A 24363-nucleotide genomic window follows, 5' to 3' on the forward strand; every position below is an offset into this window, starting at 1 on the left:
AGCGACACAGGGTCCGCACGGTGCGGACCCCGAGGCACTGCCCCGAAGGAGAAATGACATGGCTGCTGGTACTGTGAAGTGGTTCAACGCGGAAAAGGGTTTCGGCTTCATCGAGCAGGACGGTGGCGGCGCCGACGTGTTCGCCCACTACTCGAACATCGCCTCCCAGGGCTTCCGTGAGCTGCTCGAGGGCCAGAAGGTGACCTTCGACATCGCGCAGGGTCAGAAGGGCTTGACGGCCGAGAACATCGTTCCCGCCTGACGCTGACGCGCATTTCGTAGCTGGGACCCGCATCCTTTGGGGTGCGGGTCCCAGCTGCTTGCGTTTCCCGTAGCTGTTTCTCCTGAGGACGGCAACCAGGAGACCCGTATGCTCACCGCATGCGAAGCATCCTTCAGGGGTGCGCACAACCCGTCATGGCTTCATCGCGATGGACGCCCGAACATTGCGTCCACTCCGCGCCACTCATTTCAGCGCCTGTGCGCGTACGGATTTCCGTCGGCCAGATGCGCTGTCGCGTTCCACCGGCCCGTTCTTGCAATTCTCCGTGCTGCTCATCGCTGCGGGAGTTCCTTGATATGTGCCGCATCGAGGAAGGTTCCGCATGAACCGCACACGTACGAACGACCGTTTCGCCCGTACCCGTAAGGGCGGTGCCGACTCCGGGAGGGGCGGCAGCCGATTCGGTTCGTCGGCCCCGAACCGGTCGGGCGGCTCGAGCCGTTCCGGCGGTTACGGACGCCGGCCTGCCGCGATTCAGGGAGAGTTCGCCCTCCCCGAGACGGTCACTCCCGCGCTTCCCGCCGTGGAGGGCTTCGCCGATCTCGACATGCCCCGGGAGCTGTTGGCCACGCTGGGTTCGCAAGGCGTGACCGTACCGTTCCCGATCCAGGCCGCGACCCTGCCGAACTCCCTCGCCGGGCGGGACGTCCTCGGCCGTGGCCGCACCGGCTCCGGCAAGACCCTCGCTTTCGGTCTGGCGCTGCTGGCCCGTACGGCGGGGCGGCGCGCCGAGGCCCGGCAGCCGCTGGGGCTGATCCTCGTACCGACGCGTGAGCTGGCACAGCAGGTCACCGACGCGCTCGCCCCGTACGCCCGCTCCGTCAAACTGCGGCTGGCCACGGTGGTGGGCGGGATGCCGATCGGCAGGCAGGCGAGCGTGCTGCGCGGTGGCGCCGAGATCGTCGTCGCCACACCGGGACGCCTCAAGGACCTCATCGACCGCGGCGACTGCCGGCTGGACCAGGTGTGCGTCACCGTCCTCGACGAGGCCGACCAGATGGCCGACATGGGCTTCATGCCGCAGGTCACCGCACTCCTGGACCAGGTCCGCCCCGAGGGCCAGCGCATGCTGTTCTCCGCCACCCTCGACCGCAACGTCGACCTGCTCGTGCGCCGCTACCTCAGCGACCCCGTCGTGCACTCCGTCGACCCCTCGGCCGGCGCGGTCACGACGATGGAACACCACGTGCTGCACGTCCACGGCGCCGACAAGCACACGGCCACCACCGAGATCGCCGCACGCGACGGCCGCGTGATCATGTTCCTCGACACCAAGCACGCTGTCGACCGCCTCACCGAGCACCTCCTGAACAGCGGGGTACGGGCCGCCGCCCTGCACGGCGGGAAGTCACAGCCGCAGCGCACCCGCACGCTGACGCAGTTCAAGACCGGGCACGTCAACGTGCTGGTGGCGACCAACGTAGCGGCGCGCGGCATCCACGTCGACAGCCTCGACCTCGTCGTCAACGTCGACCCGCCGACCGACCACAAGGACTACCTCCACCGCGGCGGCCGCACAGCCCGCGCCGGCGAGTCCGGCAGCGTCGTCACCCTGGTCACCCCGAGCCAGCGCCGCGCCATGACCCGCCTCATGGCAGCAGCCGGCATCGTCCCGCAGACCACCCGGGTCCGCGCCGGCGAGGAGGCCCTGCACCGCATCACCGGCGCCCAGGCCCCCTCCGGCGTCCCGGTCGTCATCACCGCACCGGTGGCCGAACGCCCCAAGAAGCGCGGTGCGACCTCACGCGGCCGACGCCGCCCCGCTTCGGCGGCCCGCCGCGCGCCCGTACGGCAGTCCACTGTCGGTACGGCGGCATAGAACCTTCGTGATCAGGAAGCCGACCCATCCCCGCAGGAGGCACCCTTTGACGCTGACCCAGATGCAGTTCCGTCCGGCGAGTGCCCACTCCGGGCACGGCACGGTGGCCGACACCATGGACGCGGCCGGACCGCAGGTCTGGGAGGACATGACCGTGGAAGTGGCACTGTCCGTGATGGCCGCCGCCCGTACGGGGCATCTGGTCGTCTGTGACGATGACGGTCTGTGCACCGGCCTGGTCACCCGGGCCCGGCTCACGGCCGTTCGTGACAGCTCCGGGTACACGGACCGGATCCGTCTGCGTGACATCGCCGACGTCATCGCTCCCTTCGCCTCGCCGCTGACCACGAGGGCCGAAGTCGAGCGCGCGATGCGGTACCGCCGGCTCGGGGCCCTGCCCGTGGTCGACGAACAGGGCAACGCTCTGGGCGTCCTCGCGCTCTCCCGCTGAACCGCCTCACGGCGGTCGGCCCCGTCTCCCCTTCTCCTCGTGAGGCATCATGCGCTGTGTCATCGCCCGCTTCCCGTTCGACCTGACCAAGAGCGGAGTGCTGGAATCGATGAAGGGCATCAAGCCCGAACCGGTCACCGGCGAGTCCGTGATCATCGGACGCCGCCACTACCCCGTCAAGCAGGTCGGCGAGGTCGTCACCCGCCAGGACCGTCGCGATTTCAGCGCCGGTGAGGTCCTGCGGGCCATGTCCCGGCTCGGCTTCACCTGTCGCGCCCTTCCCGAGGCCGCACCTGCGTGCGGGGAAAGCCCGTTGCAGCGGGCTTCCGCGATGCTCGGCACCCCCTTGTCCGGCTGACCAACGGGACGAGCGGGAGCCGAACAGAACAGTGAGGGCCCCACCGGCACATGCCGGTGGGGCCCTCACCGCGTGACGTGCCGCTCCCGGCGCGGCGGCGGGTCAGTGGTCGGAGTAGCTGAAGTCGCCCACGGTCCAGGCGCTGACGTCCTCGATCGCTATGCGGTACATCCCGCCCGTCTCCGGGATCCCCACCGTGCCCTGCAGGATCCGCGCGACGTGGAAGTGCAGATGCGTGGGTGGGCCGTCCTTCTTCGCGGGGGTGTCGAAGACGGCGGAGAAATCCCGCAGGTGCGCGGAGTCCGTCAGCACCTCCGACACCCTCTGCCTCCACACGGCTTCGGGAGCCAGTCGACCGGTGATGACAGCACCACCGGTGACCACGGTCAGGGACATCTGATTGCTCTGCCCGGACTCCACAAGGGCGGCGATGTCAACGATCAGCTCGTCAGGTTTCGGCATGAGATCGAATTCTATGCCTCGGTCCGTCCGGGTGTCTCGGCCGGTGGCACCACCGGCCGAGACGGGCCGCACACGGCTCGCCCGGGGCATTGGCGGACACCGTGCTCAGCAGGGTCATCCTGGCCCCGGCCTTTGTCCCGCCCGCTCCTGCGCTCCGCTCGCCGACCCAGGAGCCACCGTGTTCGCCGGAGGGGGCTGAGGATCGCGGTCGGCGGCGCGCCGCGCCGGTCGGCGGCGTCACGGAAAGCTCGGCGGGTGGCTCTGGGTCCCGTCCGTGCGGCGGGGCGGCGCTACGGACGACCCCCAGCCGCGCAGATCGACTCATCGGGAGTCCTCACCGTCCGGCAGCAGTAAATCTGTGGTTGCGAGGATAGACATTCGGAGGCCCCGCGGTTATGGTTTCTCTCGTAGTCGAGATCTGACAGGGCCCGGCAGACACGAACTGCCGGGCAGCAGTCCCCGTACGACGGTGCGGTGGTGGAGTTCCGAAGCCAGGTTGTCGTACGACGGTGACGGGACTGACGACCGGACCGGGTGGCCCGAAGTGATGAGGGGCCGCCGTGAGCAGGACCGCAGTCGATGCGGTTGCGGTACCAGCAGTGCTGTATCGAGTGGTGCCCCGGTGAAGGCGTCGGACTGCGGACGCGCGCGCCGGGGAGCCCGGTGGTGGGGTTTCGAGCCGGAGCAGACGCAGAACGGGCGACGGGGCCGACCGCCGGGGGGTGGCGCTGTACAAGGTCACCAGCAGTTCGCGGTATCAGCAGTACGCAGTTCCTGTTTGCAAGTGATTGGTTCCGAGGGAAGAACGGAGGAGACGAGCACCATCGGGATCGCCCGGGCGGAAGACACGAGCTCGGGTACCGCAGGACATCGATAGGCAGGTGGTCTCCGGTCACGCATCCGCGATCCCCGCACACCCGTCGGAGTATCGGGCGGCTGGGCGGAAACAGTAGGCCGGCGCAGCACTAGGGCCGGCAGATGGTGTCGCAGTTCCTTCGGGGCCTTGGTGCCGTACGGCACCAAGGCCCCTCCACGCGTTCCACAGAGAGGTGAGATGACAGCAGACGAGTCGCTGAGCCGTCTCGACGACGACGATTACCCCGCCTACACCATGGGCCGGGCCGCCGAGCTGCTCGGCACCACTCCCGGCTTCCTCCGCGCCCTCGGCGAAGCGCGACTGATCACACCACTGCGTTCCGAGGGCGGACACCGCCGCTACTCCCGCTACCAACTGCGCATCGCGGCCCGGGCGCGTGAGCTCGTCGACCGGGGCATGCCGATCGAGGCCGCATGCCGGATCATCATCCTCGAAGACCAGCTCGAAGAAGCCCAGCGCATCAACGCCGAGTACCGCCGCGCCGCTGGGCCGTCCAGTCCGTCGGCCGCGGCCTGAGGTGAGCGGGTCCGCCGGTATCGGCGGGCCGTCACAACCGCGCACGGCCGGGCTGTACCGCTGGGTTCGTGTTCGTGTCCGGTCGGTTCCACCGGCATTTCGCTCGTCTTCGGCCCCGGTCACGGCACTCCCACAGCGGGTGAGGTGGCCGGCAGGCTCCGAGCCTGGGCGCCGCCTCTTCTCAAGGGCATCCCCCAGACGGCCGTTGATCGGGCCGCGAGTGCGGCGACGGCTCCGTTCCACAGGAGTGAAGGTGCGTGCTGCTGTGGTCAGTAGGCGGTGAGGGAGATGGCGATGTAGTGCGCGGTGAAGGCCGCCACGGTCAGGGCGTGGAACACCTCGTGAAAGCCGAACCAGCGGGGTGAGGGGTCGGGGCGCTGGACGGCGTAGACCACCGCGCCCGCGCTGTAGAGGAGGCCGCCGGTCACTACAAGGGTGACTACGGCCGCACCGCCGGTGTGGAGGAAGTCGGGCAGGTAACGCACCGGTGCCCACCCCAGGAGCAGGTAGCAGGGGGTGTAGAGCCAGCGGGGAGCGTTGACCCACAGGACGCGGAAGGCGATGCCGGTCAGCGCGCCCGTCCACACGATCCACAGCAACAGGTTTCGCCGGTCAGGGGGGAGGAGAAGGACGGCCAGAGGGGTGCAGGTGCCGGCGATGATCAGAAAGATGTTGGCGTGGTCGAGGCGACGCAGGACGGCCTCGCCCAGCGGCCCCCAGGTGCCCAGGTGGTAGACGGCGCTCGTCCCGAACAGCAGCCAGGCGGTGACGGAGTACACAGTGCAGGCCAGGGCCGCCTGCTGGGTCCGGGCCAGGCAGACGAGGACGATGCCGGCGGACAACGAGGCGGGAACCATCGCGGCATGGAGCCAGCCACGCAGCTTCGGCTTGACCGGCTCGACCAGGTCGTTCGCCCACTCGACCAGGTCGGCCACCGGGTGAGGCTTCTCTCCGGCATGGCCATGATGTGATCCGCCGGGGAGCTCGGCCAGGGCGGCGTCCTCGGACGGAACTTCCCGTCCTGCCTCGGTCTTCTGGGCATCATCGGCAGCCATCCGATCATGGTAAGAGCCTCCCCGTAACAGTGTCTTCGAAGGTCGGGTCATGACGTCGAGCCGGCAATTCACCGCACGGGCCTGCTCGGCCATCAGGAGAGCGCGGAGACCGGCGACCCGCCACCGACCGGGGCTGCCCCCCCCACGGCTCGAAGCCGGTCGTGAGGACGGGTCCGTGCTGACACGACTGCGGTCCCCTCGGTGTACGGGCGCGCCGCACTGTCCTGGCTTCTGAGCACCGACGGGGCCGGTGGGCTGATGTGCGCACAGTGGGCCGACGCCGACGCCGACGCCGACGCCGACGCCGACGCCGACGCCGCCGACGCCGACGACGCCGCCGACCCTGCGGCGCGGAGGCTTCACAGCCGCCCTCGCGAGGCTCGGCGCGTGTCCTGAACAACGCCGACGGCACCAGGGTCGCCTGTACACCGAGTGGACCAGTGCCGAGGCGCACAAGGAGGCCGCGGACGCCGGCCACCACGACAAGGGACACGAAAGCTCCGCCGGCACCACCGGGCCCACGGCTCACCCACCGAAGGCGCTACCGCCTGTCACCACTCCCTGTTCCGGCGCAGCAGGTGTGGGTGCCCCGGACCGTCGGGAAGAAGAGATCGCACAGGCGGTGGATCATGCCGTCCCGCTCTCCGGGTACCGTCAGGGTATGAGTCATCCGCACCCCGAGCTGAAAGCCGCTCCGCCCCTTCCCGAAGGAGGGCTGCGGGTCATCGCCCTGGGCGGCCTGGGGGAGATCGGCCGCAACATGACCGTCTTCGAGCACGCCGGCAAACTGCTCATCGTCGACTGCGGTGTGCTGTTCCCCGAGGAGACCCAGCCCGGCGTGGACGTGATCCTGCCGGACTTCACCTCGATCCGGGACCGGCTGGACGACATCGTGGCCGTGGTGCTCACCCACGGCCACGAGGACCACATCGGCGGCGTTCCGTACCTGCTGCGCGAGCGGTCCGACATTCCCCTCGTCGGCTCCAAGCTGACGCTGGCGTTCCTGGAGGCCAAGCTCAAGGAACACGGCATCCGGCCGCGCACGGTGCGCGTGCGCGAGGGCGACCGGCGCGGTTTCGGCCCCTTCGACTGCGAGTTCGTGGCGGTCAACCACTCCATCCCGGACAGCCTCGCGGTCGCGATCCGCACCGGCGCCGGGATGGTGCTGCACACCGGCGACTTCAAGATGGACCAGTTCCCCCTCGACGACCGCATCACCGATCTGCGCGCCTTCGCCCGCCTCGGCGAGGAGGGCGTGGACCTGTTCCTCACCGACTCCACCAACGCCGAAGTACCCGGCTTCACCACCTCCGAGCGTGAACTGAACCCGGCGATCGAGCAGGTGATGCGCACCGCGCCGCGCCGGGTCATCGTCTCCAGCTTCGCCAGCCATGTGCACCGCATCCAGCAGGTCCTGGACGCCGCCCACCAGCACGGCCGCAAGGTCGCCTTCGTCGGCCGGTCGATGGTCCGCAACATGGGCATCGCCCGTGACCTGGGCTATCTGAAGGTCCCCTCCGGTCTGGTCGTGAGCACGAAGGAGCTGGAGAAGCTCCCCGATCACAAGATCACTCTGGTGTGCACCGGCTCCCAGGGCGAACCGATGGCCGCCCTGTCCCGCATGGCCAACCGCGACCACCAGATCCGCATCGGCAAGGGCGACACCGTCCTGCTCGCCAGCTCCCTCATCCCCGGCAACGAGAACGCCATCTACCGGGTGATCAACGGACTCACCCGGTGGGGCGCCCACGTGGTCCACAAGGGCAACGCCAAGGTGCACGTCTCCGGGCACGCCAGCGCCGGCGAACTCGTCTACTGCTACAACATCGTCAAACCCCGCAACGTCATGCCCGTGCACGGCGAATGGCGCCACCTACGGGCCAACGCCGACCTCGCCATCCGTACCGGCGTCGACCCCGACCGGATCGTCATCGCCGAGGACGGCGTCGTCGTCGACCTGGTCGAAGGGCGCGCGTCCATCACAGGCAAGGTCCCCGCCGGCAACGTCTACGTGGACGGCATGGAAGTCGGCGGCGCCACCGAGGCGTCCCTCAAGGACCGCCTCACCCTCGCAGAGGAAGGTGTGGTCACGGTGGTGGCGATCGTCGACGCGGACACCGGCGCCCTCGCCGAGGCCCCCGACTTCCTGGCCCGCGGCTTCGTCCACGACGACACCACCTTCGAGCCGGTCGTCCCCGTCATCGAGAAGACCCTGGCCACCGCGGCCGAGGAAGGCGTCGGGGACGCGCGCCAGCTCGAACAGCTCATCGCCCGTGCCGTGGCGAACTGGGCGTTCCGCACCCACCGCCGCAAGCCCCTCATCATCCCCGTCATCATCGACGCCTGAGCCACGGCCCGGCAGGCGTCCGGGGTCGGGCGCCGATGTGTACGAGGTGAAACTCGGCGACGAGTCGTCGCTGATGTCCAGCCTCATCACCGGCCCACCGGGTCGGCCCGTACGAACAGCGCCCGGGTTCCGCCCCGGGCGCGCCCGGGGCGGCCCGGTGGCGGGAGCGCTGCGCCGGGCATACCGCAGCCCCTCCAGCAGCTGACCTGCTGCCCGAGCGGCAACGTAGGGCAAGGCCGCCTCGTACGGGTGTTGTGCACTGTCGGCCCCGATGGGCTCATGGAGCGCTGCCCGCGCCCTTCGCCGGAGGCGCACCGGGCGTCCGAACGGGGGATGCGTTCCGTTCGGGCAGAAGTCAGGCCGCGGTGGCCCAGGTGAGCGCCACGAGACGAGGTATGTCCTGCGACGCCGTGATGGGCCAAAGGGCGTGGCGACAACGCCGGCGGGCGCCGTTCCGCAGTTCCGTGAGCCCGTTCAGAGGGACCGGTAGATCCCCTCGGGATCATCGTGAGCCCATGCCGCGTACTCCTCGAAGCCCAGGTTGCCGATGCTCAGGTTCGCGTGGATGTCGTGGAGCCCTGCGGGGATGGTGCGGAAATCGCGGCCGAACTCGGTCAGCTGTTCGTAGTCCTCTTCGTCCACGCACTCCTCCCGCGTCAGCGTGGTGACCGCAAGCAGCGGATGGCTCTCGGCCTGCATGGTTGTACGGTCGGCGAGAAAGACGACGGCCAGGGTGTCGTCGCCGCAGACCGCAGTCAGCACCTCGTCGACGGTCGCCCCTGCCCAGGCCGGATCGTCGATGAAGTGGACGCGTGCCTCGTACTGCCTGTCTCCCCAGGGCTCCGTCAGCGCCGCCGCCACGTCCTGCCACGCATGGTCGTCGAGGTAGTCGGTCCTGACGACCAGGGCATCGAACTCATCACGGTCGGTGACGGCGGGCAACGCTCTCATGCATCCTTCTCCTCGATGACGATCGGTGAGCCGTGCCCGACTGTCTCATGGACCGTTCTCGAGGAGGCGGTCCAGAAGGCGGCGACCTGGTGAGTCGGGTCCTCTGACCGGCGGGACGAGCTGCTCGGGGTTGGCCGGGCGGTCGTGTCCGTGTGGTTTGTCGGCTTCGTGGTCCGGCGGCTACAGCCGGCGGAGAACGGAGTCCAGTGTTTCGATCTCCTGCGCGGAGAGCTTGTCGGTGAAGTGGCGGCGCACCGCGGCGTCAAGGCCGGGGTGCACGGCGGTGACGGCCTGGCGTCCGGTGTCGGTGAGGGTGACGATGACACCGTCGGCGCGTTCGCGGGTGACGAGCTGACGCTTGCTCATGCGGGTGAGCTGGTGGGAGAGGCGGGTGCGGTCCCAGCCGAGCGACGCGGCGAGCTCGCTCTGGCGCAGGGACCCCCCGCCCTTGTTCAGGGCGGCGAGGATCGTCAGGTCCGGCTCGGAGAGGCCCGCCGCCTCGGCGGCGTCCGCGATCACACGGGTTCGGACGATCTCGTGGGCGCGCTTGAAGGCGGACCAGAGGGCGACGGGATCCAGTGCGGCCTCGGTCGGTGCCTCGTCCGGCTCGGGAGCCCTGGCGTCCGATGTTGACATATCAACGCACCCTTTCTAGTGTTGAGATGTCAACGCTAGCAGGCGCCTGCCGCTTCGTCGGCCCCTGACGGCCGCGCTCGTCACTCCACCCCGCAGAAGGACTCATGCGAACCCGAACCCTTGGAACCGGCGGCTTACGAGTCGCCCCTCTCGCGTTGGGCTGCGCCGGTATGTCCGACCACACCGCGCCCGCGGACGAGGCCGATGCCATCGCCACGATCCACGCGGCCCTCGCGGCCGGCGTCACCCTCCTCGACACCGCCGACTTCTACGGCATGGGGCACAACGAGGACCTCATCCGCCGCGCACTCCGTGACGGCGATCGCGAAAAGGCGCTCCTGAGCGTCAAGTTCGGCGGCCTGCGCGGCCCCGACGGAGACTTCGTCGGCATCGAGGGCCGTCCCGCCCACGTGAAGAACGCACTCGCCTACTCGCTGCGCCGCCTCGGCACCGACCACATCGACATCTACCGCCCCTCCCGGCTCGCCCCCGACACCCCGATCGAGGACACGATCGGCGCGATCTCCGAACTGGTCCAGGCCGGATACGTACGCCACATCGGACTCTCCGAGGTAGGGCCGGAGACCATCCGCCGTGCCCACGCCGTGCACCCGATCTGCGACGTGCAGATCGAATACTCCCTGTTCAGTCGTGACCCCGAGACCAACGGCATCCTGGACACCTGCCGCGAGCTGGGGATCGGCGTCACCGCTTACGGGGTCCTCGCACACGGTCTGCTCACCGGCACCTACCGGCAACCCGCCGGAGGCGACCCGCGCACCCACTGGCTGCCCCGCTTCCACCCCGACAACCTCGCCACGAACCTCACCCTGGTCGACCGGCTGCGACCGCTCGCCGACGCACACGGCATCAGCGTCGCGCAGCTCGCCACCGCCTGGGTCATCGCCCGGGGCCGCGAGCGCGGCACCGTCGTGGCCGTCCTGGGCGCCCGCCGACCGCACCGCATCGAGGAGGCTCTGGCGGCGGCCGACGTCACCCTGACCGAGGCCGACCTCGGCAGGATGGACGAGGCCGTCCCGGCCGGCGCGGTGGCCGGAACCCGTTACGCCGCACCCCTCATGGCTTTGCTGGACAGCGAGCGCGGCCCGAAGTCGTCTTCAGACACGGGGAATTGACCGTCGACGGCCAGGCCGGCTCCAGGCTTCGGGCCTTCCGGTGACCCCGCACCCACCGGGTGTGGATCTCCCGCGCGGGCGCCTGCTCGACACGCGACCCCACCTCTCATGAACCGGGCGCGTGAAGGGTCACTTCCGTATCTGCTCCATGGCCCCTGCGAGTGACGTCCGTGCCCTTCACACTCCGTGCCCTTCACACAAAGAAACAGGTGACGAATCATGAACACATCCGAGTCACTGCTTGCCGAGTCGGCCCGGTCCGGGAAGCCGATCGGAGTAGGGATCATAGGACTCGGGGCGCACGGTGGCTGGGCCGAGCGCTCTCACCTGCCCGCCCTGCGCGCCGTCCCGGGGTATGAGCTGAGGGCCCTGAGCGCGAGTTCGAAACAATCGGCGGAGCGCTCCGGACAGAAGCACGGTGTGCCCAGTGCCTTCGGGACGGCTGCCGAACTGGTGGCCTGCGACGAGGTGGACCTGGTGGTCGTGGCGGTGAAGGTGCCGCACCACCGGGAACTGGTGCGGACGGCGCTGAGCGCCGGCAAGAGCGTGCTGTGCGAGTGGCCGCTGGGCAACGGGCTCGCGGAGGCCGAGGACATGGCGCGGTCGGCGCGCGATCGCGCCGTGCCGACCGTCGTCGGACTCCAGGCACGGTCGCACCCGGCGCTCGTCCACGCACGGCATCTCGTGGCCGACGGCTATGTGGGGGAGGTGCTGTCCACGACGGTGGTCGGCTCCGGTGGCGCTTGGGGTGCCACCGTCGGCCCCGGCGACCACTATGTGCTCGACGCCGCGAACGGCGCGACACTGCTGACGATTCCCTTCAGCCACGCTCTCGACGGACTCGCGTCGGTCCTGGGAGAGCCCGAGGAACTGCGGATCCAACTGGTGTCGAGGCGTACGTCGGCCGTGGACACCGAGAGCGGACGGCCCGTGCCGATGACCGCCGCGGACCAGGTGGTGGCCTCGGGACGGCTGCCGGGCGGAGCGGTGGCCACCTTCCACTACCGCGGAGGCACGTCCCGAGGAACCAACTTCCGCTGGGAGATCAACGGCACCGAGGGCGACCTCGTCCTCACCGCCCCGATCGGCCACCCACAGCTCAGCCCGCTCACCCTGGAGGGCGGCCGCGGAACGGCCACCGCACTCACTCCCATGACGGTGCCGGAATCGTATGTCCGCGTCCCGCGACTGGAACCCCGAGCCGACGCGTCGGCCTACGCGGTCGCCCACGCCTACCGGCAGTTCCTGGAGGACCTGCGGGAGGGCACGTCACGCGTACCCGATTTCGCGCACGGCGTCGCCCGGCACCGCAGCATCGCATCCGTCATCGCGGCAGCGTGACCCGTCGCTCGGTGGCCAGTGCGTGGGATCTCCAACGTCCCTATGCTTCTTGGAGATTGCCCGGAGAAGGAAGGGAACGGCCGTGACCGCACGGCCGGTACGGGGGAGAGAAGCACAAGTGGCCGGATCTGACCTCATCGCGTGGTGCTGCACCTACCTGGACGAACTGCGGGACGTCGCGGAGACGGAGGCGCAGCGGGCCGAACTCGAGGCGTGCGTGGCTGCCGCGGCCCGGGGTGAGGACTGTACGGACCGGCTCGGTGCCGTCCTGCGGTCCATGGGTCAGGAGGTCGAGGCATCCCGCGGCGGGGGCTACGTCATGCTCCCCGGGCTGCAGGGTGGCAAGGGCGCGGTCCTGCGGGCCGTCTGCCCGAACGGGGTCTGCTCGCGCGACGCCGAGGCGGGCGCACCCGAGGAGCGACGGCGCTGCTCGGTCCAGGGGGCTGTGATGCCCGAGAAATGGACATCGCCGTCGTGACGGGGTTCCTCGCCGGGCTCGGCGGCAAGGTCGCCGAGCGCTGGCTCTCCCTGCTCACCCTCCCCGGCTGCCTGTTCGTCGCCGCCGCGTGGGTGGCCTCCGCGCTGGGCCAGGGTCATGCCACGGACCGGAAGCGCCTGGCCGGCACCGTCTCCGGCTGGTACGACGGCGCGCAGGACACCCGCCCCGGCACGCTGGGAGCGATCGCGGCCGGGCTGATCGTGCTGGCGGCACTGGCCGGCCTGACGGCGAGGATGACCGGACACGCGGTGCTCCTCCTGTGGTTCGCCCGGTGGCCGAGGTCCCTGGGACGGCACATGCGGAACGTCGAGCAGCGGGTGTCGGACTACTACCGGATCGATCTGGAGATGCTCTGGCCCCGGCTCTGGCTCGTCCTGGCTCCGCACATACGGAAGGAACTGCGGTCCGTGATCACCGCGGTCGAGTCCGCCACCGTCGTAGGTGCGTGGGGGCTGGGGTACCTGGTGCTGGGCTGCTGGTGGTGGCCGGCCGCGGTGATCGGTGGGGTGGTGCTGTGCGCCGGATGGGTGCTCGCCCGGCAGCGCACGGTGGAGATGGCCGCACTGGTGGAGAGCGCCGTCGACATCGGCCTGCGTCCCGTGGCGCGCTCGCTGGGCATCACGCCTCCGTCGGCCGCCGACCCGGCCGAGGTGGGGCTGCAGCTGGCCCCCACGCTCCACAAGCGGCTCGCCGCTGCCGACCCTCCCGCGCCGCAACGCTGGCGGGCTCCGTCCGGGCCGCCGGTCCGCAGGCGTGGCACCGCATCCGGCGGCCCGTGACACGACGCCCCTGACGTCGCGTCACCGCGTCGTGGTCGACGGCCCGCGACGGGTCGACGGTCCGTGACAGGTCGACGGTCCGCGACGGGTCAGCCCACGTGGACGAAGGGTGCCCAGGCCCGCGGGGACGGCTGCTGCGCGCGGACCTGCCGCACCGCCCTGTGCACGGCGGCGGCCACTCTGTCGTCCGCGGTGTCCCGGGTGCCGTCGTACGGCAGTGCGCCGAGAGAGGTGTAGAACGCTTTGGTGAACTCGGCCGCGGACCGGTCGCCGGTCTCCCACAGGGTGCCCACCACATGGCGGGCCCCCGCGACGCGGAAGGCGGAGGTCAGGTGGAGGACCTCGTCGGGCAGCCGCTCGCCGGCGTGTGCCGTGCTGCAGGCCGAGAGGACGGCCAGCTCGAGACCGTCCAGTCGCTCCGTCATCAGGTCGGCGACGGTGAGGGTCTCGTCCCGCAGGACCAGGTGGCTGCGTGACGGGTGCCGCGCGTCGCTCTGCCCGTGACAGGCGAAGTGGACGCCCCGGGCGCCCCGCAGACCGGCCCTCACGGCAAGCGCCGACACCGCCTCCTCCGGCAGCGGCCGCGCCCCCGGGACGGTGGAGACCACGTGCGCGGCCTCCTGCCCCGCTCCTTCCAACGGCCGGTGCGGCATGAGCGAGGAGTGGGGCACCGGAACGACCAGGTGCCCCTCACGGCGGCTCGTCCCCGTGGCCGGGGAAGAGGCGTCGTCGAGCAGCCTCAGAGTCGGCGTGTACGACGAGACGACACGGTCCGCCACACACGCGCCGGGTACGTCGGGCAGCCCGGCGGCGTGCAGGGGGAGCAGTGTCAGCGGACCGGTCGCCGACCAGCGCAGGCGGGAGGGGAGACGGCCGTCCCGCGGAGCGGGCGTGATGCCCAGCGCGGAGAGCACGGGTTCCGCGACCGACTCCCAGAGCCACGCGAGAACCTCCCGCACCTCCCGCTGGTGCTTCTTCGCCGCGGCGGGCCCCGGCGCGGGCCACCGGGTCAGCTCCGTCGTCGCGGTGGTGAATCGCCGGACGTTCTCCGTCACGTCGTGCAGGACGAGACCGGGCAGCGGGACCACACCGGTCTCCTCGTCGGCCCGGAGGACGAGCGCGTCGCACCGGTAGTCGCTCACGTTGAGGGTGACCACAGGTACCGTCCCCGCCCGCCGGCGCAGCACATCCGCGCCGGGTGCGCGCAGGTAGTCCTCCAGACCGGGAACGGCACGAATCCGCCGCGTCGCCTCGTGGACGGCGTCGGTCAGCCGGTGGCGGCGGTCGGCGGCCGGGCCGTAGGGCGCGTCCTCCACCCGCGCCAGGTCCGTGCGGAGTTCCCGCATGCGCTCCGCCAGGTGCGGAGCGAGCGCGCGAACCGGATCGAGATCGGCATCGCTGCGGCGGGCGAGAGCCTGGCCGACCAGCGTCGCCCGGGCCGTCTCCAGGGCCTGAAGCGCTCGGTCCGCCGAACCGCCCGTCCGGAGTACGAGCGCGCAGGCGTCCCGGGCCAGGCTGGTGGCGATCGTGGACAGGCCCTTCTCCCGGTCCTCCACGCTCAGCGCCTCCGAGGCGGCGTGCGGAAGGGCCTCCACCGCGCGCAGGGTCAGCCGGGCGGCGGTCTCCCAGTCGCCGGCTCGGGCGGCCAGGCCGGCGCCGAGCTGTCCGGCCAGGACCGCACTGAGCCGGTGGGATCCGTCGAACGTCGTGGAGAACGCCTGGATCGCCGCGGGGTCGTCCCGGTCCCGCATGCTGCGCAGGAGCCCTGTCACCGGGGTGAGGGTCTCCGCGTCACGGGCCGTGGGGCTGGCGGCGGCCGCCCGGCTTCCCTTCTCGGCCGTGGCGATCGCCTCGTCCAGCAGGGAGGCGTCCCCGGTCTCCTTCGAAAGGCCCGCCAGGGCCATGGCCAGATTGGAGGCGAACGTGGGGTAGTCCGGCACCGTCGGGTCGGTCATGTGCAGCGCGGCCCGCATCATGTGGACGGCCACGGTGAGTTCGCTGCGCGTCGCGTCTCCCGGACCGCTCAACCTGGAGTGCGCGTGCATGGCGGCTCCGAGCTGGTTGAGCAGGCCGGGCAGGAAGGAATGACCGGGCGGCACGTGCGTCACGGCCTTCTGGAGCAGTTCCACCCCCTTCTTGAGGGTCGGAGCATCCCTGGTGTCGTGACCCTTCTGGGCGTGGAGCTGTCCGGCCCACAGCAGACGCCACGGGTAGTCCTCGTCGTCCGTACGGTCGTCGAGAGCCAGGGCTTGCTCGGCAAGACCGATGGCTTCGTCCAGGGCGGAGAAGTCCCGCGTGGCGAGGTACCGCAGATTCAACTGTCCCGCGAGATTGAGCATGTTGACGGCGTGGTTGCGCGGATTGGGGTCGCGGGCCTCCACCGCCTCCCTCAGCACATCGAGGGGGACCGCCCCCGAACCCGGCCGCAACGAGTGGATGAGGGCCTGCTGGGCCCGGAGCCGATGGTGGGAGCGATGACCGGGGCCGGTGAGGGCGCAGGCCGCGTCGACCGCCACGGTCGCCCGCCGCAGGTCCTCGTCCGCACCGGTGCGCCGGTACCGGTGGTGCCAGGCCACGGACTCGAGTCCGAGGAGATCGGCCTGCCACTCGTCGTCCTGGGGAATCCTGGCCCGGCAAGCGGCCAGAAGCTCCACCGTCGGCCGTGTGATGCTCAGCGGAGCCCCGGCGTCCATGGCATGGTTGCAGGCCTCGGCCACGGCCGCACAGTCCTCCGGCGAACCCTCGACCGTCAACTTCCGTGCAGCCGCGACGAGTCCGTCGGCGTCTTCCTTCGATACGGCCATTCCGCCTCCCCCGTTCCGCCGTTCGGCCGTTCGGCCACGACGATCCGTAATCCACACGACACGCACTGTCCGAAGACGGTCCCACACCTTCCCCGGTGGCGATGACGCCGTGCGGCAGGGTGGCGGCGAGCCGGCCACCGTGGTGGCACGGCCGGGGCGGCGACGGTGCGCGGTGGGACGTCCACTCCGTGGTGCGTGCTCCGGCGGCGGCGGAAGTGGTGCGGCGAAGTCCCGGCCGATACTCGCCCCGACCGCGACCGGTCCCCGACCGGACGATCCGGTTGACTTGAGCCATGGGGCGCTCGAGTGGAGGACCGGAGGGGAAGCCGCTCCCTCCTGAGCGGTCCGCGCCGGGTGCGGAGGCGTCGGTGCCGTACGACACGGCGCGAGGGGGCGCATCGTGCACGAGGGAGTGCATCAATGCGCCCACGAGTCCACTCATGAGACGACTGAGGGCAGCGGACCGGTTGCGGCCTGGGAACGCGCTCGCGACAATGGGCCGTCCCTTGGGGGGGAACCAACGAAAACGCGTTGGATGTCCAGGAGTTGACTACAGGGCCCGGTGTGACCGGATAGTTCCTCGGGCTCGTCTCGGACCGGGCTTCTCCTCGCAGCGGCACCGTCCGGTGCCGCTGCGAGGAGGGATGCCGCAGTACAGCAGGGGCAAGGGGGCAGATGTGACGTCCATCGGAAGTGTCGCCGGGTGCGGATATCGCTCCAGGCCGCTCTGAGAGGGCACCGCGAACGTGTTGCTCTCTTCCGGAGCTGACGAGAAGCGGTCCGGCCTGGTGGTGCGCTGCCCTGTCTGCCTCCACCCGGGACGGGGCGAACGACGCTGCCGGGCGTGTGGATTCCTGCTCTTCGGGGATCCGGTCCTGGGGGCCGCGACCGAGGAGGACCACCGGTCCGCAGCGGCCGAGCTGGCTGCCGCCGCGCACGCCTGGGACCTCGACGCGGCCCGGCGCGCGCTGAGCGGTCCGGCCGAGCAGGCGGAGATCGCCGGGCTGCTTCGCCCGGCGCCCTCCGGCATCCCGCACCCCTCCGACGGCCCCGGCCCCGTCGCACTCCCCGCCCCCGCGGCGGCCGCCGAACCGCACGCCCTGGCCGAGCTGCTGCACAGGCTCACCACCGGTGAGGTGCCCGAGGTGCTGTTCGTCGAGTTCGGCACCCGACGGGCGGCGGTGGTACGCGCGTACGCCGACGCCGCCGGTCTGCCGCACGCGCGCCCGCACGCCGAGACGCCCTGGACCGAGCTGGTCCCCGGGCTCGCCCCCGCGGAAGCCCCGCGCCGCTTCCAACTCGCCGGAGGCATCGGCACCGTCGAGCCGGTGGACCGTCCGGACTTCGACCGGGCCGTGCGCGACTGGCTGCACGCCGTCGTGCCCAGCGCGTGCGGGGGGACGGGCACCCGTACCACCGCGCTGGTGCTGCTGCGCGGTGGCGTCGGCTGGACCCTCCTCGACCGGGCTGCCGCCGTACTGCACGATTCCTGCGCGGCGCGTACCGAGAGCGCCCCGGCCCCCGCACCCGGTCCGGGCACGGTGTCCGCCACCACGGACCGGGTCCGCCGGCTGCTGCGCGGCGCACCGTTGCGCGAACCGCACACCCTGCTCCTGGCGCGGGCCGGAACCGGCACGGGCGACCACCTTCCGGTGGAGCTCGCGCACCACGTCCTGTTCGAGGCCGGTCTACGGCTCGCCCCCGGTGAGACCCGGACGGCCTCGGTCACCGTGCACGGCGGCCTCCCGGTGCCGCCCCCGGGAGGCGGCGCCGCGCCGTCCGAGACCCTGACCGTCGTACTGCCGCTGCTCGCCGGTCACTACCGCTCGGCGGACCACCGCCCCCCGCTCCTCGGCCTGCCCCGTGCCGAACTGCCCGTACTCGGCTCCGCGCACCTCACCTTCGTCCTGCACGGACCGGGCGAGATCGAGGTGCGCACGGACGGCGGCCACATCCTGGCCGAGGCACCGGACGGACCCGGACCGGACCTGCGCGCCGTGCTCGCCCGCATGCCGCGGCACCTCCGGCGGCCCAGGCCCGTGGAGCTCATCTGCGCCGTCGAGATGTCCGGCACCGACCGGGCCGAGGTCGCCGAGCGCGTCGGTTTCACGAGCGACCTGATCCGTGCCGCCGAGCGCCACGGCGGCGCGGGCGGCGGCCTGCGGGCCGCGGTGATCGGCTACTACGACCACGCGCCCCGCAACGAGCACCAGCCCGACCGGAAGGTCGTCCGGGCCGTGCGGCCGGGGACACCCGGCCGGGCACTGCGACACCTACGGGAGCTGACCGTGGAGGTACGGCCCCGGCGCTCCCTCACCTCCTCGCTGGAGGACGCGCTCAGGGAGGCCGCCAGAATGACCGCCGGGCAGCGCGACGGGCCGGCCGACCAGGTGCTCCTGGTGGTCGGGGGCCGGCCGCCGGCCCCGTACACGCAGGAGGGCCTGGTGCCCGGCTGCCCGCGTGCCGTCGACTGGCGGGAGCAGCTGCGGACCCTGCGTCACCGGGGGGTGCGGGTCGGCGTCCGGGCCGAGCCCTTCACCGCGCCCGTCGCTCCCGGGACACCCGGCGGGGACCGGCTGTGCCGCTACCTCTCCCGGGCCTGGCGGGACCTGACGGGCCCGGACCGCCTCCTGCTCCGGCCCGGTACCGACTCGGCGGAGCAGGCGGCGCTCGCCCTCACCGCCGAGCGGTCCCACGACACCGACGGCACCCCGCTCGCGTTCACCGCGCCGCCCTTCCCCCCACGGCCATCCGACCCACCTAGGAGCTGAACCGGCCCATGACGACACAGCAGCGCCGGCCCGACCCGGAGCCCGAGGGCTCCGGGGACGAGGCCGGCTCCCCGGAGCAGAGGCAGTCCCCGAACGGGCACCCCGACGCGGACCGCACCTGGCAGTCGCTCGCCCTCAACGGCAAGCCCGGCGCCGAGGGACCGGCCCCCGCCCCGGCACTCCGGCCCGTACCGGAGCCGCTGCAGGCCGGCGCCTCCGACAGCCACACCGTGTCCGACCGGGTCACGCCGCCGAAGGCCATACCGCAGATGGGCGGGGCCGCTCCCGCCGGCGTCAGGATCGGCGTGTGGGGAGCCTCCGGGTCCGGCAAGACGACGTTCCTGGGCGCGGTGCCGATCGGCGCCATGCAGCACCAGCAACGCGCCCAGGTGAACTGGGTGATCGCCGGGATGGACCCGTCCTCCCAGGAGTTCCTGCTGGACAGCGTGGACCAGCTGGTGTCGCGGCAGAGTTTCCCGGAGGCGACCCGGGCGCAGCGGGACCTCAGATGGTCCTTCACCGGCGACGCACAGGGCATCGGAGGCTTCCGCCGTCGGCAGATCTCGTTCGCGCTCGAGGTGCTCGACCTCCCGGGAGAGGCGTTCAACCCCAGGTCCAACCAGGTCGCCGAGGACCTGCACGAGCAGGCCGTGACCCATCTGTCGGGCTGCGGCGGCCTGGTCTACCTGTTCGACCCGCTCCTGGACGCCAACCAGCAGACCGCGAGCATCAACTACTTCTACGGGATGGCCACTCAGATGGCGGCCCGGGTGCGCGACGAGAACCGGCTCCTGCGCAACGGCCGGCTGCCGCACCACGTCGCGGTGTGCATCACCAAGTTCGACCACCCGGACGTCTTCGAGCCGGCGCTGCGGGCCGGCTGGGTCACCCAGGAGCGGGTCGGCGTCATCCCGCGCGTCCCCGACCACCAGGCGCGGGGTTTCTTCGACTGGATCTGCAACAGCTTCCGCGGTGGCAGCGCCCGCCTGGTCCGCGACGCCCTCGGCAACTTCTTCCACCCCGACCGGATGTCCTACTACGCCACCTCCGCCATCGGTTTCCAGCTCAACGCCAACAGCCAGTTCGACTACCGCAGTTACGTCAATGTGGAGCCGGACGGCGAGCGGATCTGCAGCTCCCCGCCGACGCCGATCAACGTCATCGAGCCGCTGATGGCCCTTGAGGAAGGACTGCGGGGGTCGTCGCGCGGAGGTGGCAGGCTCTGGCGGGGGCGCAGGTGAGCGGGGCATCGGCCGGGACCTCGGTGCACGCCGCCTGGTCCCTCCAGGGCAAGGCGCCGGGGCAGGTGGCCTACGACGTGCAGGCCGGCAGCGTGGAACCCCGGGTCGCCCAGAAGTACTTCTGGGCCGCGTCCACGGAGACGCCGCGCGCCGATCGCGTCCACGCCCCCGACGCGTTGCCCTGGGTGGCGTTCCTCGGCGGCACCGAAGCCGGCCGGCCCGTGACAGGTCTGGTGGAGACCACCTGGTCGGGCGGGCGGGACGCCACCGGCCGGATCAGCTACTCGGCACGGTTGCTGCTCCTCGACTGGCAGCCGGTCAGCGGCGCGGGGCTCACCTGGTCCCCGCTCTACACCGCCGCCCTGGACGCCGAGTGGCCGGCCGTCGGCCCGGGCGCCGAGCAGGCGCCGCACCTCGTCCTCGACGCGGCCCCCACCATGGTCACGAAGCTGGCCCGGTACATCGAGCAGGACATCGGGTTCGAGTGGGCCGCGCGGTGCGCCGCGCTGCTTCTCGAAGGGCGGCACGTGGTCATCACGCTGTCCCCGGAGTACGCCGGTCTGAACGCCGTCACCCGGGTCGCCGTGCTCGACGGGATCTGCGCCCTGCTGCCGTACGGCAGCCGCGCCTGGCTGTCCGCCGCGACCTGGGCCGGTCACGGCGCCGACCACGAGCTGCGGCTGACCTTCGCGCTGCGTCCCAGGGGAAGCCAGTGCCATGCCGTACTCCGCGGGCAGCCGCCGCAGGAGCCCCGTTCGAGTCAGGGCCGTGCCTATCTGGCGGAGCTGCTGCGGCTGCGGGACAAGAAGGGCGTCGACGCCCTGCTCCCCCACCTGCTGTCCCATCGCACCCCGCTGACCCCGCACGACGCCGAGCAGGCGCTGCAGCACCTGCGGGATCTCGATCTCCAGGCGGTGGTGCTGAGGGACATCGACCGGGGCGCGAGCCGGCTGAACGATGTGGCCAGGCTGCTGAGCCTGCGCCCGTTGGAGAGTCTGACCGAGCCGGACGCCGCCACGCTGGCGCGACACCTGGCGCGCTGCGCCCTGCCCGGCGGCCGCTCCGGGGCGGAGAGCGCGCAGGCCCGGAGCCTGCTCCTGGAGCACTGGTCCCCGCGGGCCGGCGAGGCCCTCGCGGACGAACTCAACTCCTGGGACGTCGAGAGCCAGACCCTTCCCCGGGTGCGTGCCGTCCTCGACCTGGCAGCCGCCGCGGTGCCCCGGGACGGGCAGGCCCACGCCCTGGTCCTGGCCGGCTACCTGGACGGGGGCGCGGCGGCCACGACGCCGGACGGACTGCGGTCGCGAAGCGCGCTGCTGCACGCCCTGCAGCGGGATCTGGACGAGAACACGGCCGCCGCCGTGCACGCCGTTCTCCTCCGGCGCCCGGAACTGGCCCTGGCCTGGCTCGACGTCAACGCCGAGCAGAACACTCTGGACGACCGGCTGGTCCGGGACCTGCTGGACCTGCCCCGCGGGGACAGCGAACGGAAGGCGCCGAACTGGCTGCGCGGCGCCGCGCTGTTCCACGGCGAACCGCTCGTCGTCCAGGACGGCGGGGAGATCGACGCGTTCGCCGACGTCTTGGCGACGGCCTGGCGCACCGGCCTGAGACTCGCCTGTCACGCCGGCAATCCCGATGCCCTCTCCTGGCTCAAGCCGGAGCTGTACGACGTCGCCGCGGGACGGAGCGGCACGGACACGGACCGGGCCTTCCTGTTCCGCGCGGTCGACGCCCTCGTACCGCTGCGGCCCGGCCTCACCGGGAAGCACGCCGCGTGGGCCGATCTGTTCCAGCGTCCTCTGCTCGACTCGGACATGCGGCGGTCACGGTGTCTGGCGGACGACGGCGAGGCGCCCGCCGAATACGCCGCCGTCCTCAGAAGGGAGCTGCCCCCCCTGGGACTGCTGAGCTGGGAGGAGGCCGCGCTGGCCGCCGGGCTGGTCGGTGACCGGCCCGAACAGGTCCCGTATCCGGTCCTGTGGGAGCTGATCCACCCCCAGGGAGATCCGGCCGCAGGCGGCGTGAGGAGCCTGGAGGGACCGGTGCTCAAACGGATCGCCGAGCTGTTGAAACGCACCGGGGACTGGATCACCCACGGCATGCCCGCGCAGTGGGAGCACCATCTGAGGAGCCACCCCGACCTGCAGTGGCTTGCCCACACCGCGGACATCCGCCGGCTCGTCGCCACCCGTACGGCCGCTCCCGAGGAGCTGGGTGACGCCATCGTGCGGGCCAGCCCCCACTCCCGGTACGCCGACCGCGTGCAGGAGGTCATCGAGTACCCGTCGGCCGTGCTCGAGGCGATCAGACCCTGGCTCCACGACCGGGCGGGAAGCGGCGACGCGCTCCACCGCCTGGCCAGGCACCTCGACCGTGCCTCGCCGCAGCGGGCGCTCGGTCATCTGCTCTACTACTCCATCTCCCAGCAGCGGTTCGGTGACCTGGTCCGGCAGCGGGCACTGGACGGCCACGAGGAGCTGAAGGACAGCGTCGAGCAGGCGATCAGGCTCCTGCGCCAGAAGCCGTCCCGGCGACCGCCGACGCAGCCCGCGCCGTCCCCCGGCCGAGGGCCGGACCACGGCCCGTCCCGCCCGCCGTCCGGCACCTGTCCCGAGTCCGACCAGGACACGAAGTCCTCCTGGCGGCGCTGGCGGCGGGGGCGAGGTGACGACCGCGTATGAACCCGCCGCACACCCTCGCCCTCGACATCGGCACCCGCTACGCCCGGCTCGCCGTCGCACGGCCCGGCGCCGCGCCGCCGCGTCCGGTACCGCTGCCCGGTGACGTGCCGGGCGAGGGGCTGCCGCTCTCCGCCGCCGTGCGCGGCCGGCCCGTGGCCGCGCTGCGCGAGGCGTACGGCACCTACCTCGCCCGGTACGGTCCGCCCGCCGGGGCCGTGGTCGTCCTGCCGCGGCGCACCGCACAGGCGTCGGCCGGCCCCGCGACGGCGGCCCTCGCCGCGGAGGGCTGTCCACGGGTCCGGGCGATCGGCACGGCGCACGCCCTGCTCGCCCTGGTCCGGCACACCGCGGGCGCGGCGGCCGACACCGGGGAGGAGTACCTCGTGTGCGATGCCGGGGCCCGCGCCGTCGACGCCGCCCGCTGCACACTGGCCGGCCCTTCGGTGCTGCTTCGCGCCACCGCCGAGGCGACCGGGCCGACCGGCCGTCTGGGAGCGGAACTCGACGCGGCACTCCTCGCCGCCGCCGGTCTGCCCGACGACGAGGAAGGGCACCGCAGACTCGCCGCCGCGCGCCTGGACGACCCCGACGGCCGCCGGCTGGGGCTCGCCGTGGCCAGGGCCGTGCGCCGCCCCGACCCGTTCGACGAGACCCCGGTCCACCGCCTGGGCGACCGGGACATCACCGCCGGGACCGTACGGAGATCCCTTCCGCCGCTGATCGACGCGGTACGGCAGGCCCTGGACGAGGTCGCCGCGCCGCCCGGCGCGGCCGCGCGGCCGCCGTTGCTGCTCGCCGGAGGTCTGGCCCGGCTCGAACCGCTCACCCGGCAGCTGGCGGAGCGTCACCGGCTGCTGCCGCTGCCCGCGGACGTGGACCCCGGGTACGCGGCGGCGGCCGGCGGCGCCCTGGTGGCGGCGGGACTCGCCGACCCCGGCGACCGCTATCCGTACGCCGTCCGCATCAGCACCCACCGCCGTGCCGCCGGACGACCACACACCGAGGCGCTGGAACTGGCCCCCGCCGGGGCCCTGGAGCCCGGCGGCGACATCGTGTTCGCCGTCAGGGACGGCCGGCCGGTCCAGGTGCTTCCCGACGCGGCGGCCGGACGCCCGCTGCGGGTCGAGGCCGTCGGCCCCGACGGCCGCCCGGTCCCGCTGCCGGACGTCACGCTGCCCGCCGGCACCCCGGACGGGCTCTGCCGGGTCGGTGTCCGCGTCGGCGCGGACGGGGCGGCGACCCTCGTGCTGCGCCCGGTGGCGAGCGGCGCGGACGCGGAGACCCGCCTTCCGCTCGGCCCCCTGCCCGTCCCGCCCGAAACCTGATCCGTCTCCGTCGACCCCGACCAGTGCC

General features: G+C 72.0%; 20 protein-coding genes. 15 read left to right on the top strand and 5 right to left on the bottom strand.

Annotated features, from left to right (window positions below; translation table 11 throughout):
* Nucleotides 1-58: 58 nt before the first annotated feature.
* The 4 genes from KUM38_RS10520 (at nt 59) to KUM38_RS10535 (ending at nt 2911) form a co-directional block, all read left to right on the top strand.
* Nucleotides 59-262, top strand: a complete 204-nt coding sequence (locus KUM38_RS10520; RefSeq protein ID WP_217129041.1) for a cold-shock protein — start codon at nt 59-61, stop codon at nt 260-262.
* A 343-nt stretch (nt 263-605) separates the two neighbouring features.
* Nucleotides 606-2102 carry a DEAD/DEAH box helicase gene (locus KUM38_RS10525; protein WP_217129042.1) on the top strand — a complete coding sequence of 499 codons (1497 nt, stop codon included), beginning with the start codon at nt 606-608 and terminating at the stop codon, nt 2100-2102.
* 46 nt (nt 2103-2148) lie between these two features.
* Nucleotides 2149-2553 carry a CBS domain-containing protein gene (locus tag KUM38_RS10530; protein WP_217129043.1) on the top strand — a complete coding sequence of 135 codons (405 nt, stop codon included), beginning with the start codon at nt 2149-2151 and terminating at the stop codon, nt 2551-2553.
* 49 nt (nt 2554-2602) lie between these two features.
* Nucleotides 2603-2911: an SCO5918 family protein gene (locus tag KUM38_RS10535; RefSeq protein ID WP_217129044.1), complete on the top strand. Its 309-nt coding sequence runs from the start codon at nt 2603-2605 to the stop codon at nt 2909-2911.
* 102 nt (nt 2912-3013) lie between these two features.
* Here the strand turns inward: KUM38_RS10535 and KUM38_RS10540 are convergent, their stop codons facing one another.
* Nucleotides 3014-3373 carry a hypothetical protein gene (locus KUM38_RS10540; protein WP_217129045.1) on the bottom strand — a complete coding sequence of 120 codons (360 nt, stop codon included), beginning with the start codon at nt 3371-3373 and terminating at the stop codon, nt 3014-3016.
* Between the two features lie 1054 nt (nt 3374-4427).
* Between KUM38_RS10540 and KUM38_RS10545 the strand changes: the two genes are divergently transcribed.
* On the top strand, nt 4428-4766 hold the full coding sequence (locus tag KUM38_RS10545) for a helix-turn-helix domain-containing protein (RefSeq protein ID WP_217129046.1): 339 nt from the start codon (nt 4428-4430) through the stop codon (nt 4764-4766).
* 269 nt (nt 4767-5035) lie between these two features.
* Here KUM38_RS10545 and KUM38_RS10550 read toward each other — a convergent pair whose 3' ends face one another.
* A complete protein-coding gene (locus KUM38_RS10550) occupies nt 5036-5821 on the bottom strand; it encodes a hemolysin III family protein (protein ID WP_217129047.1) in 786 nt (261 codons plus the stop codon).
* Between the two features lie 201 nt (nt 5822-6022).
* Here KUM38_RS10550 and KUM38_RS10555 point away from each other — a divergent pair, with 201 nt between their 5' ends.
* Together KUM38_RS10555 and KUM38_RS10560 are read left to right on the top strand one after the other, a co-directional pair.
* On the top strand, nt 6023-6217 hold the full coding sequence (locus KUM38_RS10555; protein WP_217129048.1) for a hypothetical protein: 195 nt from the start codon (nt 6023-6025) through the stop codon (nt 6215-6217).
* Nucleotides 6218-6482: 265 nt separating this feature from the next.
* Entirely contained in the window at nt 6483-8168 is a 1686-nt protein-coding gene (locus tag KUM38_RS10560; protein WP_217129049.1) for a ribonuclease J, read from the top strand.
* A 474-nt stretch (nt 8169-8642) separates the two neighbouring features.
* Here the strand turns inward: KUM38_RS10560 and KUM38_RS10565 are convergent, their stop codons facing one another.
* Nucleotides 8643-9119 carry a hypothetical protein gene (locus tag KUM38_RS10565; RefSeq protein ID WP_217129050.1) on the bottom strand — a complete coding sequence of 159 codons (477 nt, stop codon included), beginning with the start codon at nt 9117-9119 and terminating at the stop codon, nt 8643-8645.
* A 180-nt stretch (nt 9120-9299) separates the two neighbouring features.
* Nucleotides 9300-9755, bottom strand: a complete 456-nt coding sequence (locus KUM38_RS10570; protein ID WP_217129051.1) for a MarR family winged helix-turn-helix transcriptional regulator — start codon at nt 9753-9755, stop codon at nt 9300-9302.
* A 104-nt stretch (nt 9756-9859) separates the two neighbouring features.
* Between KUM38_RS10570 and KUM38_RS10575 the strand changes: the two genes are divergently transcribed.
* The 4 genes from KUM38_RS10575 to KUM38_RS10590 all read left to right on the top strand — a co-directional run bounded on the left by KUM38_RS10575 (nt 9860) and on the right by KUM38_RS10590 (nt 13510).
* Nucleotides 9860-10891 (top strand): aldo/keto reductase, encoded by a 1032-nt coding sequence (locus KUM38_RS10575; protein ID WP_217129052.1) that lies wholly within the window; start codon nt 9860-9862, stop codon nt 10889-10891.
* A 219-nt stretch (nt 10892-11110) separates the two neighbouring features.
* Nucleotides 11111-12232: a Gfo/Idh/MocA family protein gene (locus tag KUM38_RS10580; protein WP_217129053.1), complete on the top strand. Its 1122-nt coding sequence runs from the start codon at nt 11111-11113 to the stop codon at nt 12230-12232.
* Between the two features lie 118 nt (nt 12233-12350).
* Nucleotides 12351-12710 carry a hypothetical protein gene (locus KUM38_RS10585; protein ID WP_217129054.1) on the top strand — a complete coding sequence of 120 codons (360 nt, stop codon included), beginning with the start codon at nt 12351-12353 and terminating at the stop codon, nt 12708-12710.
* Nucleotides 12692-13510 (top strand): hypothetical protein, encoded by an 819-nt coding sequence (locus KUM38_RS10590; RefSeq protein ID WP_217129055.1) that lies wholly within the window; start codon nt 12692-12694, stop codon nt 13508-13510. The genes KUM38_RS10585 and KUM38_RS10590 overlap by 19 nt, the downstream gene beginning before the upstream one ends.
* Before the next feature lie 89 nt (nt 13511-13599).
* Here the strand turns inward: KUM38_RS10590 and KUM38_RS10595 are convergent, their stop codons facing one another.
* A complete protein-coding gene (locus KUM38_RS10595; protein WP_217129056.1) occupies nt 13600-16314 on the bottom strand; it encodes a CHAT domain-containing protein in 2715 nt (904 codons plus the stop codon).
* Between the two features lie 746 nt (nt 16315-17060).
* On the opposite strand from KUM38_RS10595, the gene KUM38_RS10600 reads away from it, so the two are divergent.
* The 4 genes from KUM38_RS10600 to KUM38_RS10615 are packed head-to-tail and all read left to right on the top strand — an operon-like array spanning nt 17061 to nt 24335.
* Nucleotides 17061-19085 carry a hypothetical protein gene (locus KUM38_RS10600; protein ID WP_217129057.1) on the top strand — a complete coding sequence of 675 codons (2025 nt, stop codon included), beginning with the start codon at nt 17061-17063 and terminating at the stop codon, nt 19083-19085.
* Between the two features lie 8 nt (nt 19086-19093).
* Nucleotides 19094-20326 carry a hypothetical protein gene (locus KUM38_RS10605; RefSeq protein ID WP_217129058.1) on the top strand — a complete coding sequence of 411 codons (1233 nt, stop codon included), beginning with the start codon at nt 19094-19096 and terminating at the stop codon, nt 20324-20326.
* Nucleotides 20323-23010 (top strand): hypothetical protein, encoded by a 2688-nt coding sequence (locus tag KUM38_RS10610; RefSeq protein WP_217129059.1) that lies wholly within the window; start codon nt 20323-20325, stop codon nt 23008-23010. Before KUM38_RS10605 ends, KUM38_RS10610 begins: the two co-directional genes overlap by 4 nt.
* Nucleotides 23007-24335 (top strand): hypothetical protein, encoded by a 1329-nt coding sequence (locus KUM38_RS10615; protein WP_217129060.1) that lies wholly within the window; start codon nt 23007-23009, stop codon nt 24333-24335. Before KUM38_RS10610 ends, KUM38_RS10615 begins: the two co-directional genes overlap by 4 nt.
* The last annotated feature ends 28 nt before the right edge of the window (nt 24336-24363 follow it).

The organism is Streptomyces sp. AC558_RSS880 (assembly GCF_019049255.1).
GTDB lineage: Bacteria > Actinomycetota > Actinomycetes > Streptomycetales > Streptomycetaceae > Streptomyces.

Coding starts and splice junctions, on each gene's coding strand:
- KUM38_RS10520 (WP_217129041.1), top strand. CDS start 59: ATGGCTGCTGGTACTGTGAAGTGGTTCAACGCGGAAAAGGGTTTCGGC.
- KUM38_RS10525 (WP_217129042.1), top strand. CDS start 606: ATGAACCGCACACGTACGAACGACCGTTTCGCCCGTACCCGTAAGGGC.
- KUM38_RS10535 (WP_217129044.1), top strand. CDS start 2,603: ATGCGCTGTGTCATCGCCCGCTTCCCGTTCGACCTGACCAAGAGCGGA.
- KUM38_RS10540 (WP_217129045.1), bottom strand. CDS start 3,373: ATGCCGAAACCTGACGAGCTGATCGTTGACATCGCCGCCCTTGTGGAG.
- KUM38_RS10545 (WP_217129046.1), top strand. CDS start 4,428: ATGACAGCAGACGAGTCGCTGAGCCGTCTCGACGACGACGATTACCCC.
- KUM38_RS10550 (WP_217129047.1), bottom strand. CDS start 5,821: ATGGCTGCCGATGATGCCCAGAAGACCGAGGCAGGACGGGAAGTTCCG.
- KUM38_RS10560 (WP_217129049.1), top strand. CDS start 6,483: ATGAGTCATCCGCACCCCGAGCTGAAAGCCGCTCCGCCCCTTCCCGAA.
- KUM38_RS10565 (WP_217129050.1), bottom strand. CDS start 9,119: ATGAGAGCGTTGCCCGCCGTCACCGACCGTGATGAGTTCGATGCCCTG.
- KUM38_RS10570 (WP_217129051.1), bottom strand. CDS start 9,755: ATGTCAACATCGGACGCCAGGGCTCCCGAGCCGGACGAGGCACCGACC.
- KUM38_RS10575 (WP_217129052.1), top strand. CDS start 9,860: ATGCGAACCCGAACCCTTGGAACCGGCGGCTTACGAGTCGCCCCTCTC.
- KUM38_RS10580 (WP_217129053.1), top strand. CDS start 11,111: ATGAACACATCCGAGTCACTGCTTGCCGAGTCGGCCCGGTCCGGGAAG.
- KUM38_RS10590 (WP_217129055.1), top strand. CDS start 12,692: ATGGACATCGCCGTCGTGACGGGGTTCCTCGCCGGGCTCGGCGGCAAG.
- KUM38_RS10595 (WP_217129056.1), bottom strand. CDS start 16,314: ATGGCCGTATCGAAGGAAGACGCCGACGGACTCGTCGCGGCTGCACGG.
- KUM38_RS10605 (WP_217129058.1), top strand. CDS start 19,094: ATGACGACACAGCAGCGCCGGCCCGACCCGGAGCCCGAGGGCTCCGGG.
- KUM38_RS10615 (WP_217129060.1), top strand. CDS start 23,007: ATGAACCCGCCGCACACCCTCGCCCTCGACATCGGCACCCGCTACGCC.